Annotated in this window: 14 protein-coding genes; 7 read left to right on the top strand and 7 right to left on the bottom strand. The window is 68.6% G+C overall.

Going from position 1 to position 13,913, the window contains the following annotated elements; translation table 11 throughout:
• Positions 1-84: 84 nt before the first annotated feature.
• On the bottom strand, positions 85-516 hold the full coding sequence (locus LQV39_RS20890) for a thioesterase family protein (RefSeq protein ID WP_230028648.1): 432 nt from the start codon (positions 514-516) through the stop codon (positions 85-87).
• A 116-nt stretch (positions 517-632) separates the two neighbouring features.
• A complete protein-coding gene (locus tag LQV39_RS20885) occupies positions 633-1,517 on the bottom strand; it encodes an endonuclease/exonuclease/phosphatase family protein (protein ID WP_230028646.1) in 885 nt (294 codons plus the stop codon).
• A 134-nt stretch (positions 1,518-1,651) separates the two neighbouring features.
• On the opposite strand from LQV39_RS20885, the gene LQV39_RS20880 reads away from it, so the two are divergent.
• Positions 1,652-2,014, top strand: coding sequence for a hypothetical protein (locus LQV39_RS20880; RefSeq protein WP_230028644.1), 363 nt, complete (start codon positions 1,652-1,654; stop codon positions 2,012-2,014).
• Positions 2,015-2,031: 17 nt separating this feature from the next.
• Here the strand turns inward: LQV39_RS20880 and LQV39_RS20875 are convergent, their stop codons facing one another.
• From LQV39_RS20875 to LQV39_RS20865, 3 genes are all read right to left on the bottom strand, one after another.
• Positions 2,032-2,790, bottom strand: coding sequence for a hypothetical protein (locus LQV39_RS20875; protein WP_230028641.1), 759 nt, complete (start codon positions 2,788-2,790; stop codon positions 2,032-2,034).
• 4 nt (positions 2,791-2,794) lie between these two features.
• Entirely contained in the window at positions 2,795-5,437 is a 2,643-nt protein-coding gene (gene pepN, locus LQV39_RS20870; RefSeq protein WP_230028639.1) for an aminopeptidase N, read from the bottom strand.
• A gap of 172 nt (positions 5,438-5,609) precedes the next feature.
• Positions 5,610-6,671: an alkene reductase gene (locus LQV39_RS20865; RefSeq protein WP_230028636.1), complete on the bottom strand. Its 1,062-nt coding sequence runs from the start codon at positions 6,669-6,671 to the stop codon at positions 5,610-5,612.
• A 168-nt stretch (positions 6,672-6,839) separates the two neighbouring features.
• On the opposite strand from LQV39_RS20865, the gene sugE reads away from it, so the two are divergent.
• Entirely contained in the window at positions 6,840-7,160 is a 321-nt protein-coding gene (gene sugE, locus LQV39_RS20860) for a quaternary ammonium compound efflux SMR transporter SugE (RefSeq protein ID WP_230028635.1), read from the top strand.
• 16 nt (positions 7,161-7,176) lie between these two features.
• On the opposite strand, the gene LQV39_RS20855 is transcribed toward sugE, so the two are convergent.
• Complete coding sequence (locus LQV39_RS20855; protein WP_230028633.1) at positions 7,177-7,944, bottom strand: ABC transporter substrate-binding protein; 768 nt, start codon at positions 7,942-7,944, stop codon at positions 7,177-7,179.
• A gap of 169 nt (positions 7,945-8,113) precedes the next feature.
• Between LQV39_RS20855 and LQV39_RS20850 the strand changes: the two genes are divergently transcribed.
• Genes LQV39_RS20850 through LQV39_RS20830 form a run of 5 tightly spaced genes read left to right on the top strand, consistent with a single transcriptional unit; the run spans position 8,114 to position 12,859 of the window.
• Entirely contained in the window at positions 8,114-9,124 is a 1,011-nt protein-coding gene (locus LQV39_RS20850) for an NAD-dependent epimerase/dehydratase family protein (RefSeq protein WP_230028631.1), read from the top strand.
• Positions 9,117-10,136: a glycosyltransferase family 2 protein gene (locus LQV39_RS20845; protein WP_230028629.1), complete on the top strand. Its 1,020-nt coding sequence runs from the start codon at positions 9,117-9,119 to the stop codon at positions 10,134-10,136. The genes LQV39_RS20850 and LQV39_RS20845 overlap by 8 nt, the downstream gene beginning before the upstream one ends.
• A complete protein-coding gene (locus LQV39_RS20840) occupies positions 10,133-11,746 on the top strand; it encodes a glycosyltransferase family 39 protein (protein ID WP_230028627.1) in 1,614 nt (537 codons plus the stop codon). The genes LQV39_RS20845 and LQV39_RS20840 overlap by 4 nt, the downstream gene beginning before the upstream one ends.
• On the top strand, positions 11,743-12,582 hold the full coding sequence (locus LQV39_RS20835) for a phosphatase PAP2 family protein (RefSeq protein WP_230028625.1): 840 nt from the start codon (positions 11,743-11,745) through the stop codon (positions 12,580-12,582). Before LQV39_RS20840 ends, LQV39_RS20835 begins: the two co-directional genes overlap by 4 nt.
• On the top strand, positions 12,575-12,859 hold the full coding sequence (locus LQV39_RS20830) for a lipid-A-disaccharide synthase N-terminal domain-containing protein (protein ID WP_230028623.1): 285 nt from the start codon (positions 12,575-12,577) through the stop codon (positions 12,857-12,859). The genes LQV39_RS20835 and LQV39_RS20830 overlap by 8 nt, the downstream gene beginning before the upstream one ends.
• 3 nt (positions 12,860-12,862) lie before the next feature.
• On the opposite strand, the gene LQV39_RS20825 is transcribed toward LQV39_RS20830, so the two are convergent.
• On the bottom strand, positions 12,863-13,840 hold the full coding sequence (locus LQV39_RS20825) for a succinylglutamate desuccinylase/aspartoacylase family protein (protein ID WP_230028621.1): 978 nt from the start codon (positions 13,838-13,840) through the stop codon (positions 12,863-12,865).
• Positions 13,841-13,913 lie beyond the last annotated feature (73 nt).

The following is a 13,913-nucleotide window of genomic DNA, read 5'->3' as shown; positions in this document are numbered from 1 at the left end:
TAAGAAAGGAATGATGTCATGTCAGATAGGACATGTCAAATCGAATCGTATGAACTGTGACATTGGCGCAAGCAGGCGGTCCGGCTAGCCGACGATGGCCGGCATATAGGCTTCGAGGAACGCGGGCGGCATGCGGCGCGGCTTGCCGGCGGCGATGTCGATGCAGACCAGGTCCCAGCGCCCGCGCAGCACGGTGGCGCCGTCGCTGTCGCGCACCAGCTGGAAGCGGCGCTCCATCGTCAGCTTGCCGTCGCCGCCCACCAGCCAGGTGGCCAGCGTCAGCGCCTCGCCTTCGAAGGTCGGCAGGAGGTAGTCGTACTCGCCGCGCCGGATCGCCATCGCGCGGTCCAGGCGCCGGTAATCCTCCAGGCTGAGCCCCAGGGCCTCGGAATGGGCCCAGCCGATCTGCTCGCACCAGCGGACGTAGACGGCATTGTTGGTATGGTTCAGTCCATCGATGTCGGCGGCTACGGGCACGCGCGGCAGCGTGAAAGGGGCGGCGTAATCCCAGTTCAAGATGCTTCCTTCCTGGCAGTTGCGGTCGGGCCGGCCATTCTACAGGCCGTCCATGCGACACGCCAGGACACGATTTGCGATAATGGCAACGGCGATGGCGCCGGCGCCGCTGCCGGCTAGCCGAGTTCGAGCAGCAGCGGCTGGTGATCCGAGCCGCTTTCAAGCTCGCCTACGCGCATGTCGCAAACCTGCAGCCCGCGCACGCGCGGGGCCAGGTCGGCGCTGACGAAGGCATAGTCGAACGTGAGGGGCGCGCCGCCGGGGTCGTGCAGGCCGACCGTGGGCGCGTGCGGCCGGCCCGGATGCGCCAGTGCCCAGGCGTCGCGCCAGGGAGGGGCATGGTCGCGGCTACCGTCCTCGAAGGGCGCCAGCAGGGCCTGGTGCGAGCCCGAGCCCGGCAGCATGTTGAAGTCGCCGACTAGCAGCGCCGGCGCGGGCCGCGGCACGAAGGCGAAGGGCGAGTCCGGATCGCCGCCGGGGCCGGCATCGCTGCGCGGCTGGCGCGCGTGCGACCAGGCTTCGCGCTGCAGGGCGCGCAGTGCCTCGACCTGGGCCAGGCGCTGGCGCTCGGAAAAAACTTCGAGGTGGGCGTTCAGCAGGCGCAGCCGTCCCAGCGGCGTGTCCAGCGTGGCCTCCAGCACGACGTGCGGCATGCTGGGGACGGCATCCGCCGGCCACGGCAGGCTGTGGCGCAGCACCTGGATGATGGGACACCGTGAGAACACCATGCTGCCCAGCCTGCGGCGGCCGCCGTTCGGCGCCAGCGTATCGACCGTCCAGGCGCTCGCGCAAGGCCAGTCCGGCAGGCGCCGCGCCAGACCGGCGAACTGGTCGCCGCACGGGCTGCCGTCGCGCGCCCTGAAGCCGCAGGCCACTTCCTGCAGGCAGAGCACATCGGCGTCCGGGGCGAAGCGGTCGATGCAGGCGAGCACGCCGTCGAGATCGGCGCCGCCGGCCGGGGAACGTGCGGACTGGATGTTCCAGGTAAGGACGCTGAACATGGCTGTGCTTTGAAGACCGTCGAAGCACTCAGGCTAAAACAGGGCGGGCGAACGGGGCTGATCCGCCTCAGGCGTGCGCCGGGGAACATCGCGGCGGATCTGTGGTCAAGCATCCGTCCATTGCAGGAGTAACGATGTACACGATGATTTTGTTGTTGTATCTGCAGTCGGGCCTGGACGTGACCCTGGACCAGGCCAATCTGCGCGGCGAGTTCAGGAACAAGGCGTCCTGCGAGGCCGCGGCGGACAAGCTGCGCGGACCGATCCCGATTCCGCGCAACGTCCAGGCCGCGTGGCAGGACGTCATGTGCATCAAGCTGAACCCGAACGTGAGCGTCAACCAGATGAAGCCGGTCGAGCTGGGCCGGCTGCTGCAGCAGAACCCGCCGCTGGGCTGCCAGGCCGAGGGGGCGTGGGCGCGGGTGGCCGAGATGTGCGCGGCGCCGGCCAGGTCTCAGCCGCCGGCGGCTGCGCCCGAGCGTGGCGGCAGGCGCTAGCGCGGGAGGCGGCCGCTTCAGTCCTTCTTCCAGTCCACACCGCTTGGGCAGGGGACGTTCTCCTTCACCTGATTCCCCATCGCCATGCCGTTCATTCCGAGCGGGTTGATGCTGCCGCTGCGCCGGCAGATGGCGCCCTTGCCGATGCGCTTGCGGTAGATGATCGTGCCGTCCGGCGAGGTATAGCTGTCTTCGAAGACGGCGTTCGAGCGGTCGACGTGGGCCGCCTCCAGGCCGCGCCGGAAGCGGCCCATGGGCGTGTCGGGCTCGTCCGGGATGCCGGATTTGCCCTTGCGCAGTTCGCGGTCGATGCGGCCGGCCTGGCGTTTGGACAGGTTGAGGCCGAAGCCGCCTTCGGCTTGCTTTTGTTCGCGGATGGCGTCCTGGACGGTGGCAGGTGCGCGCGCGTCGTCCAGGGACGGTGTGGGGTCAGGTGTGGGCGGGGCGGGTGTGACGGGTGCCACAGCGGTGGCTGCGGCGGATTCGGCGCCGGGTTTTGCCGGCGCCGGGGCTGGGAAGTCGAAGAAATCCTGTATCGGCGGCAGATGCGTGCGCCGCGGCCGCGGATAGCCCGATTCCACAGGTTCAGGCGGCTTTGGCCTGGCCTGCGGCACGGCAGGCCGCAGCAAAATCGACACCACATGCGGCGCGTCCGGCAAGGGAAGCGGCCGCTGGCGCATCCACACGAACAGCGCCAGCATATGCATGCCGAAAATCAGCGCCAGCGCAGCCCGGTTCCTGTTCGGGAAACCTGCGGCGCCGGCGCTTTCGACCATCGGCTTACTTCACCGTCATGGCCTGCTTGATGGCCACGCAGCGCTGGTCGTCTTCCAGCGTGCCGAGCAGGGCGCGGCGGGTGCCGGCCGACAGATCCTTCATCTTCTCGCTGGCCGCCTGCAGGCGCTTGACGCTGGCCGGGGTGCAGCTGGCCGGGATCATGCTCGGGCCGTAGGCGCGCATGTAGACCGGGCCGGCGCTCTTGTCCAGTTCCTGCAGCTTGGCCAGGCGCTGGTCGGCGGTCTGCTCGGCCAGGGCTTTCTGCTCGGACGGATACAGGCTGCCCATCGCCGTGCGCACCTTCGAGAACGGCAGCTTGGTCCTGGTGTCCTGGATCGTGCCCAGCCACTCGGCTTTCACCGCCGGGTCAGGACGGATCACGGTCGCCGCCAGGGCCGCGGACTGGCCGCTGTCCGACTTGTCGCGTTCCTGCTCGGCCTTCACCAGCTCCATCGCGCCCGGATAGTCGAAGCGGTTCAGGCGCGCGATGATGGCCCAGCGCAGGTCCTGGTTGACGGTCAGGCCGTCCAGCGTCTGCTTGCCTTCCAGCAGCGCCGCCAGGCGGTCGAGGGCCGGGCGCGAGCTGGCCATGCCGATATAGGTGCCGAACCAGCGGCGCTGGAAGTCGTCGTTGCCCTTTGCGGCGACGGCGGCGTTCCAGGCCATCTCTTCGAGCTGGCGGCCGGCCTGCTGCGCGTAGGCGCTGTTCGGGTCCATCGCGGACAGGTAGTACTTGGCCGCGCCGACCTTGCCCAGCACGTCGCCCAGCAAGGTGTAGTCCTTCTCGTGCGGCGCGTTGTTCAGCGCGGTGGTGATGAAGTCGTTCAGCGGCAGCTTGGCGTCGCGCACGCCGTCCCACAGGCTTTGCCACAGCATCGCGCGCAGCAGCGGATCGTCGACGCCGGCCAGGCTGGCGCGCGCGGTGTCGAAGGAGCGCTTGTCCAACTGGACCTTCACGAAACCCCAGTCCTCGAAGTTCGGGTAGACCAGGTCCGGGCAGGCGGCGCCCACCATGCCCGGCACGGCGGTCTTCGCGCCCTTGTAGATGATGGCGACGTTCTTGTCGAGCTTGAGCTGCTTGCCGTCCATGCGGAAGCTGGCGACCTGCACGCGCTGCTCGCGCAGGGTCGGGAACTGCTTGGTGGCCGACTGCTCGAGATTGAACGCAGCGATCTTCCCGTTCTTGCAGCTGAAGTTGGCGGCGATGGTGTTCACGCCCGGCTGGTACAGCCACTCCTTCGTCCAGCCCTTCAGGTCGCGGCCGGCGGCTTCGCCCAGGCTGCCGATGAAGTCGTCCAGGGTGGCGTTGCGGTACTGGTATTTGACGAGGTAGTTGTGCACGCCCTTGCGGAACACGTCCGCGCCCAGCAGGTGCCGCAGCTGCATCAGGGTCGAGGCGCCCTTCGAATAGGTGATCGCGTCGATGTTGTCGAAGGCGTTCTGGGTCGACGGCACCGGCACTTCGATCGGGTGCGTGGTCGAGCTCTGGTCCTGGACGTAGGCGCCCTGCTTGCCGTGCGAGTAGAAGGAGCGCCAGGCGTCCTTGAACTCGGTGCTTTCGGCGGTCGCCAGGGTGCCCATGAAGGAGGCGAAGCTCTCGTTCAGCCACAGGCCGTTCCACCACTTCATGGTCACCAGGTCGCCGAACCACTGGTGGGCCATCTCGTGCATGATCACCGACGCCAGGTTCTGGCGCTGGTCCGACGTCATGTCGGCCTTGTACATGAAGCCGCGCTCGGCGAAGGTGATGGCGCCGGCGTTTTCCATCGCGCCGTACAGGAAGTCCGGGACCAGGATCTGGTCATACTTCTCGAACTGGTAGGGGATGCCGAAGTAGTCGTCGAAGAAGGCCAGGCCCGACTTGGTGTACTTGAACCACTCGGCCGGCTTGATCTGTTCCGCCACCGACTGGCGCGCGAACAGGCGCATCGGGTACTTGCCGCTGTTGTCTTCCCATTTTTTATACGGGCCGGCGTGCATCGAGAAGTTGTACGGGCTCAGCTTCTTGGTCTTCGGGAAGGTCCAGCGGCGGCTGTCGCCAGCCGCTTCGATCTTGCTCTCGCGCGTGGTCGAGATCACTTCCCAATCGGCCGGGACGCTGACGTTGACCTGGTAGGTGCCCTTCAGGTCCGGCTGGTCGAACACCGCGAACATCTGGTGCGCGGCGGCCGGCTCGAAGTGCGAGTAGGTGTAGACGCGCTTGTCGACCGGGTCGACCATGCGGTGCAGGCCTTCGCCATTGGTGCTGTGCGGGCGCTCGTAGACGATGGCGACGGTGTTGCGGCCCTTGACCAGGTCCTGCGCGGCCAGGGTGACGAACCAGCCGTTGTACTGCGGGGTGACGCTCTTGCCGTTGACGGTGACCGACTTGACGGTGGCCTTGTCGAGGTCGACGGTCAGCGGGGTCGATGCGTCGTTGAGGTCGAAGCTCAGGGTCGTGGTGCCGCCGAAGTTTTCCTTGCCGGTCAGGGTGAAGTCGAGCACGTAGTCGACGTTCGAGACGCGGGCGGCGCGGGCGGCGGCGTCGGCCTGCGACAGGAAGGCGTTCTCGGCGCGGGCGGCCATCGTGGTGGCGTTGGCGGCGGGGGTGAAGGCCAGCGCGGTGGCGATGGCGAGCGGCAGCAGGCGAAGAGCGGAGGTGTTCACGGTGGTCCTTGCGCGGATTGACGGAAATGGATCGCGCAAGAATAGCATGTCAGCAACATTATTCGTATCGGTGTGCGGCTTGAAACGGTGAATTTTTGCTGCCGGGATGCCCAGGAGGGAAAAGAAACTGCCCTTCGATATATGCATGCATACGTCGAAGGGCAGGGAGCGCTTAAGCGGCGCCCAGCGCCGGATAGTCGATATAGCCTTCCGGACCCGGCGCGTAGAACTTCTCCGGGCGGGCCGGGTTCAGCGGCGCGTTCTGCTGGAGGCGCGCCGGCAGGTCCGGATTGGCGATGAACCATTGGCCCCAGGCGACGGCATCGGCGTCGCCGCTGGTGAGCAGCTGCTCGGCGGCTTCCTTGGTCATTTTCTCATTGGCGATGTAGACGCCGCCGAAGGCCTTCTTGAGTTCCGGGCCGAGGGAATCGCCGCCGACCGCTTCGCGGGCGCAGATGAAGGCGATGCCGCGCTTGCCCAGCTCGCGGGCGACGTAGCCGAAGGTTTCCAGCGGGGTCGAATCGCCCATGTCGTGCGAATCGCGGCGCGGCGCCAGGTGCATGCCGACGCGGTCGGCGCCCCAGACTTCGATGCAGGCGTCGGTGACTTCCAGCATCAGGCGCGCGCGGTTCTCGATCGAGCCGCCGTAGGCATCGGTGCGCCGGTTGGTTTTATCTTGCAGGAACTGGTCGAGCAGATAGCCGTTGGCGCCGTGGATCTCGACGCCGTCGAAGCCGGCCTTCTTCGCGTTCTCGGCGCCCTTGCGGTAGGCGGCGACGATGCCCGGGATCTCTTCCAGGTCCAGCGCGCGCGGCGTCTCGTAATCCTTGATCGGACGCACCAGGCTGACGTGGCCGGCCGGCTTGATGGCCGAGGGAGCCACCGGGGTGTCGCCGTTCAGGAAGATAGGATCCGAGATGCGGCCCACGTGCCACAGCTGCAGGACGATGCGGCCGCCGGCCTTGTGCACGGCTTCGGTCACCAGCTTCCAGCCTTCGACCTGCTCGTCGGACCAGATGCCCGGGGTGTCGGCGTAACCGACGCCCATCGGGGTCACCGAGGTCGCTTCCGACAGGATCAGGCCGGCCGAGGCGCGCTGCTCGTAATATTCCGCCATCATGGCGTTCGGGACGCGGCCTTCGCCGGCGGCGCGCGAGCGGGTCAGCGGCGCCATCACGATGCGGTTCGGCAGTTCCAGGGCGCCGACTTTCAAGGGATCAAACAACGTAGTCATCAGTACTCCTGTTCTTGTTGACTGAGAATTCAGTAAGGCCTCGGCATCTTACGCCAGACGTAAAAATCCTGCCGAGACCGCCCCATTTTTGACTGCGCGTCACAAATCCCCGGCAGGCGGCCAGTGCTATACTTGCCGCCTTTTGTGTGTCGATGAGCGGAGAAGACGATGAGCTGGGTGTATTTGGTGATTGCCGGACTGCTGGAAGTGGGCTGGGCCGTGGGCCTGAAGTACACGGCCGGCTTCACGCGGCTGTGGCCGTCCGTGCTGACCCTGGGGACCATGGCCGGCAGCGTCGGCATGCTCGGCCTGGCGCTGCGTGCGCTTCCGCTCGGCACGGCTTATGCGGTCTGGACCGGCATTGGCACCGTCGGCACCGCCGTGTTCGGCATGGTCATGCTGGGCGAGCCGGCCGGCGCGCTGCGCCTGCTATCGATCGCGCTGATCGTGGCGGGGATCGTCGGCCTGAAGCTGCTGAGCCCCGCGTAAGCCGCTTCACCAGCCATCACGGCGTGGCGGACCAGTGCGCGTAGATCCGGTCCAGCTCGCCGTCCGCCCTGAGTTTGTCGATGGCGGCGCCGAGCATGCCGGGGAGGGCGGGATCGGCCTTGCGGCTGACCCAGAAATAGGCAGGCTCCGCACCCAGCACCACCGGTAGCACGCGCGCGCGCGCCGCCAGCTTGTCGCTGCGTAAATAATGCTTCAGGCTGAGCTCGTTGAGATAGGCAAAGCGCCCATGCCCGCCCAGCATCTTGTGGAGGTTGAGGCCATTGTCGTCGCTGGCGTCGTCGACGAGCACGCCGGCCGCTTTCAGCGCCTCCGTAAACACGGAGCCGCGCTGGCTGGTGACCAGGGCGCCCATGCGCACCAGGTCCTGCAAATCGCGCACGACGGCCGGATCGCCGGCGCGCACCGCCAGCATGTGGCGGGTGATGTACACATATTTTCCTGCCGGGACGGCGATCGCATGCCGGCGCTTCGATGGGACCAGCGCGCAGGCGGCGTCCAGGCTGCCCGTTTCCAGGCCGGCCTCGATGCCCGGCAGCGAGCGGCTGCGGCGGTAGCCCGTGAAGTGCAGGCGCGGCTCGACCCGTTCGATCGCGGCGATGATGTCCGGGCAGATGCCGGCCGCGCGATGCGGCAGCTGGAACCATTTCGGGGCGATCGCCTCCTGGGCCGCGACCCGTACGTCCATGCCCGCTGCGGCGCCCGCCGCCGTCAGGCCGAGGGCGAGGGCAAGCAGGCGCCAAGCCGCTATATTGGTGTTCTCCATTGTTATCGTTCTTATTCTTTGCAAGCCGCGGGATTGTCGCACGAAGCGCGCACCTGCAGCGCGCCGATCAATGCGCGCACATTTGATCCGTTCGGCATAAACACAGCAGCAGCTCCCTAAACTCGGTGGCGAAGCGGGGCCGTGGCGCCCCCATCCGAGGAGAGATTCGATGATCCTGTTGACCGGCGTGGCCGGCTTCATCGGCATGCACCTGGCGCGGCGCCTGCTCGCCGAGGGCCATGAGGTGGTGGGCGTCGACCATCTCGGTCCCTGCGCCGCGCCGGGCCTGAAAGAGCGCCGGCTGGCCGCGCTCGATGGCCTTGCCGGCTTCCGCTTCCGCCGCCTCGACCTCAGCGATGCCGCGGCGCTGGAGGCGCTGTTCCGCGCACAACGCTTCGAGCGGGTCATCCACCTGGCCGCGCAGACCGGCGTGCGCTATTCGACCGAGCATCCGCAGGAATCCGTGCTGCACAACGTGGTGGCCTTCGCCAACGTGCTCGAATGCAGCCGGCGCTACGGCGTGGGGCACCTGGTCTATGCCAGCAGCTCCAGCACTTACGGCGCCAACCGCCGCCTGCCTTTCAGCGAGCACGACCCGGCCGGCCATCCGCTCAGCGTGTACGCCGCCACCAAGCGCAGCGGCGAACTGCTGGCGCACAGCTACAGCCACCTGTACGGCCTGCCGACCACCGGGCTGCGCTTCTTCACGGTCTACGGGCCCTGGGGCAGGCCGGACATGGCGCCGATGCTGTTCGCGAACGCGATTGCCGCCGGCCGGCCGATCGAGGTCTACAACGGCGGCCACATGCTGCGCGACTTCACCTATGTCGATGACGTGGTCGAAGCGGTGCTGCGGCTCGCCGCGCAGCCGGCCGAAGCCTGTTCCGACTTCGATCCGCTGCACCCGGATCCGGCCGCCAGCCATGCGCCCTTCCGCATCTACAACGTCGGCAACCAGCAGCCCGTGCGCCTGTCCGACTTCATCGGCGCGCTCGAGGAGGCGCTCGGACGCCGTGCCGAAAGGCTGGCGCGGCCGATGCCGGGCGCCGACATGGCCGCCACCTGCGCCGACACCCAGGCTCTGCGCGAGGCGATCGGCTGGGTCCCCGCCACGCCGCTGCGCATCGGCATCGCGCGCTTCGCGGCCTGGTTCCGGCAGCATGGGGCCTGCCATGCATAGCCTGTCGCTGGTGGTGCCCCTGCACGACGAGGAAGACAACGTGCTGCCGCTGACCACCCAGGTACAGGCGGCGATGGCGGCCTCGCCCTGGCCCTGGCAGCTGATCCTGGTCGACGACGGCAGCCGCGACCGCACGCTGGACCGCATCCGCGAAGCCGTGGCCAGCAGTCCGCGCCATGTGCGGGCGGTCATCCTGCGCCGCAACTTCGGCCAGACCGCCGCCATGCAGGCCGGCATCGACGCCGCGCGCGGCAGCGTCATCGCCACCATGGACGGCGACCTGCAGAACAACCCGCACGACATCGTGCGCATGGTGCGGCGCCTGTTGGACGAGGATCTCGACCTGCTGGTCGGCTGGCGCCGCGAGCGCAAGGACGGCTTCTGGCTGCGCCGGCTGCCATCGATGCTGGCGAACCGCCTGATCGCCACCGTCACCGGCGTGCGCCTGCACGATTACGGCTGCTCGCTCAAGGTCTACCGCAGTGCGGTCCTGCGCCAGGTCCGGCTGTACGGGGAGATGCACCGTTTCATTCCGACCTGGATGGCGACCGTGACGGCCCCGGAGCGCATCTGCGAGGAGGAAGTGCGCCACTTCCCGCGCCTCCACGGGCGCTCCAAATACGGCCTGTCGCGCACCTTCAAGGTGCTGCTCGACCTGCTGTCCATGTATTTTTTCGTGCGCTTCCGCGCCAGCCCCGGCCACTTCTTCGGGCGCATCGGCCTGGCCTGCGGCTTCGCCGGCATGGCGGCGCTGGGCTGGCTGGCCTGGCTGAAGCTGGGGGAGGGCGAAGCCATCGCCAGCCGTCCCTTGCTGCTGCTGGCGGTGCTGCTGGTGGTGATCGGGGTGCAGTTCGTGTGCACGGGCATCGTGACCGAAATGCTGGCGCGGACCTATTTCGAAGCCGGCGCCGCGCGGACCTACCTGGTGCGCGAGACCTTGGGCGGCCCGGGCGGCAGCGGCGGCGCCGGGAGTGCCGACCAGCGGCTGCCGGGCAGTGTGGAGCGGCGATGAGGGGCGTCCGCGGCGGGGCCTCCCTCCTGCGCGCCCAGGGAACGCGCGAACGCCGGCTGGCGCGGCGCGCCGGCTTGCGCGAGGCGGCCTTGCCGCTGCTGCTCGCGGCCACCGTGTTGCTCGGGCTGTTCCTGAACCTGGGGGCGATGCCGCTGTTCGATGTCGACGAAGGCGCCTTCGGCGAAGCCACGCGCGAGATGCTGGAACGCGGCGACTACGTCTCCACCTGGCTGAACGGCCAGCCACGCTACGACAAGCCCATCCTCATCTACTGGCTGCAGGCAGCGTCGGTGGCGATGTTCGGGCTGGACGAATTCGCGCTGCGCCTGCCGTCGGCACTGGCGGCCAGCGCCTGGATCGCGGCAATTTTCGCGTTCGGGCGCCGCCACCTGGACCGCGACACCGGCTACGCCGCCGCCTTCATCGCCGCCAGCACGGCCGGCCTCACCGTGATCGGGCGCGGCGCGATCGCCGATGCGCTGCTCAACCTGTTCCTGGCGCTGGCCATGTTCGACATTGTCCGCTATGCCTTTGAACCGCGTCCGGCCCGGCGGCGCCGCGCCTTCCTCTGGATCGGTCTCGGCCTGCTGACCAAGGGGCCGGTGGCGCTGCTGGTGCCGGGCGGCGCCAGTCTGCTGGCCTTCGCGCTGCAGGGCAGGACGCGCGACTGGTGGCGCGCCGTGCGCGACCCGGCAGGCTGGGCGATCCTGCTGGCGGTGGCCTTGCCCTGGTATCTGCTGGAGTACGGGCAGTGCGGCGACGCCTTCCTGGCCGGCTTCTTCATGCGCCACAACGTCGAGCGTTTTCTGGCGCCGCTGCAGGGGCATGGCGGCGGGCCGCTGTACTACCTACCGGCCATCCTGGTGCTGCTCCTGCCCTATACCGGCTTGTTCCTGCGCGCGCTGCCCGGCCTGCGCCGCCTGCGGGCTTCAGCGCTCGACAGCTTCCTGTGGAGCTGGTTCCTGTTCGTGTTCGTGTTCTTTTCGCTGGCCGGGACCAAGCTGCCGCACTACCTGCTGTACGGCGCCACGCCCTTGTTCCTGCTGATGGCGCAGCGGCGCGGGGTCCTACGCTCGAGGCTGCTGGCCTTCGGGCCGCCGCTGCTTTTCCTCGGCCTGGTGGCCGCGCTGCCCCAACTGCTGCAGCGCTTCGCGCCGGGCATCGCCAACCCCTACCTGCGCGAGGCGCTGGGGCAGGACGGGGTGTTCGGCCCGCTGTGGCAGGCGGGGGCGGCGCTGCTGCTCGTGGCCGTGCTTGGTCCGGCCTTGTGGCGTGAGCCGCCGCTGTGGCGGCGCCTGGCCGCGTCCGGATTGCTGTGCTCGCTGGCGCTGGTCGGCCTGTTGCTGCCGGCGGCGGCCGCGATCCAGCAGGGGCCGGTCAAGGAAGCGGCGCTGCTGGCGCGGCGCGCGGGCTGGGAAGTCCACAGCTGGCGCATCAACGTGCCCAGCTTTTCCATCTATCGCGGCGCCGTCACGCCGGCCACGGCGGCGCCGCGCGCCGGGCAGGTGATCCTGACCCGCAGCGACGCCCTGGGCGCGCTCGGCCGCGTGCAACTGCTGTACCGCAAGGGCGGTATCGTGCTGGCCCGCATGCCGGGAGCAAACGGATGAGGCCGCCGCTGCGTTCGCCCTGGGTCTGGCTGCCGCCCGCCACCACGCTGGCGCTGCTGGCGCTGCTGCTGGCCACCGGCGGCAACCAGCCGGTCTTCCTGGCGCTCAACCACGCCGGCCATGCCGTGCCGCCGCTGTTGTGGCTGCACCTGACCATGTTCGGCGACGGCGCGGTGGCGCTCGCCCTGGTGCTGCCCTGCATCCGGCGCCTGCCGCACTGCTTCTGGGCGGCGCTGGCCGCGGCCATTTTCGCCGCCCTCTGGACCCAGCTCACCAAGCAGTTCATCGACCTGCCGCGACCGCTGGCGGCGCTGCCGGTGGACCAGTTTTATCAGGCAGGGCCAGCGTACCGGCGCGTGTCCTTCCCCTCTGGTCACGCGGCGGCGGCCTTCGCCATAGCCGGCATCTGGGTAATGGGGGTGGAGAACAAGCGGCTGCTGCGCGCGCTGGCCCTGGTCCTGGCCACCCTGGTCGGCCTGTCGCGCATCATGGTGGGCGTGCACTGGCCTGTCGACGTGCTGTGGGGCATGCTCGGCGGCTGGCTGGGCGCCGGGGTGGGGCTGGCGCTGCATGGGCGCTGGGGCTGGCGCAGCTCGGGCGTGGCCGGCTTGCTGGCGGGCCTGGTGCTGGCCGCAGTGGCAGCCTCGTTGCTGGTCAGCAGGCATATCGGCATTCCGGACGTGCTGCCGGCGCAGCGTCTGGTCGGCTGCGTCTGCCTGCTCTGGGGCGGCCGGGAGATGGCGCGCATGTGGCCGCAGCTGCGCCGGCGCCGGCGCAGCGCCCGCTCGCCGCCGCAGGCCAGGGAGCCGCAGGTCAAGGAGGGTATCGATGGCTGAGGACGGCTGGTGGTTGCTGGTCGGCTTCGGCGGCCAGGCCTTGTTCATTGGCCGCTTCGTGATCCAGTGGCTGGCCAGCGAGCGCCGGGGCCGCAGCGTGATCCCGGTGGCCTTCTGGTACCTGAGCATCCTGGGCGCGCTGGTGCTGCTCGCCTATGCGCTGCACCGGCGCGACCCCGTGTTCGTCGCCGGCCAGGGGCTGGGGGTGGCGATTTATTTGCGCAACCTGCACCTGATAAAGGTGGAGCAAGCGCAGGCTGGCGAGACCTCGTCGTAAAGCTTATTCGCGGCCGAACTGTGGATTCGGGCGGGTCAGGTAATACCACTCCTGGTTCGGACCGGCGTTCGTGTCCGGGAACAGGATGCGGCCCGAGAACTCGGCCGTGACCGGGGTGCCGTCGGCGCGTACGCCGATCTGGTCGCCTTCCTGCACCGGATCGAAGCTGGCCCAGGTGCGGGTGAAGCTGTCGCCGGCGTCCAGCTTGTCGTGGACGACGACCATCTGCAGCGCTTCCATCTCCTCGAAGGGGACCGGTTCCGGCGCCGGCGCCTCGATCAGCTTCAGGTGAGCGAGGGTGTTCAGGATGGCGCGGTAGGCGACTTCCGGCGCCTGCGGGTCGAGGTGCTGGCCGCACTCCAGGGTCAGGGCGTAGCCGCCGGTGCTGCGCATGTATTCGGTGGTGCCCATGCCGTAGCGCAGGACCGTTTTCAGTTCGGCGGCATCGCCGCGCGAACGGCGCTGTACGCCGCCGCCATAGGCCGCCATCCAGCCGGTCACGAAGCGGCGCACGCCCAGGCGGCGCGCCAGTGCGCGTTCCTCGCGCATGTGCTTGAAAGGCTCGATATCCCCCTCATTGTCGAGCGGGCCGACCATCACGAAAGGCTCGCCGTGGGCGGCGTTGAAGGAGTGCAGGTCGAGCAGCACGTCATGCCGGGCCAGCAGCGGGCACAGCCAGTTGGCGACGCGGTCCTCGAAATCCTGCGGATTCTCTTTCGGCGACAGGTCGCGGTTCAGGTTGCGGTCGCCCGAGCGCGTGTTCCTGGCGTAGGCCAGCGGGTTGACGATGGGGACGAAGGTGACGCTGCCGTTGGCGACGCGCAGCGCGCCGCTGTCGAGCTCCGCCATGACGCGGGTAATGGCCTGGGTGCCGCAGATCTCGTTACCGTGGGTCGCGCCCATGATGATGACGCGCGGGCCGGCGCCCTGGCCGGTGTAGTTGACGGATTTGAAATGCGACAGGCTTGCTGCGGAGCTCATGCTGGTGTTCCAAAGAAATATCGATCCAGCCATTTTATCGGGAATTCCTGGCACGAGGGCGAAGCGCGTGGCA

The sequence above is a fragment of the Massilia sp. Bi118 genome, assembly GCF_918697865.1.
In the GTDB taxonomy this organism is placed as follows: Bacteria; Pseudomonadota; Gammaproteobacteria; order Burkholderiales; family Burkholderiaceae_D; genus Telluria.
This window is presented reverse-complemented; position numbering and strand designations above follow the sequence as displayed.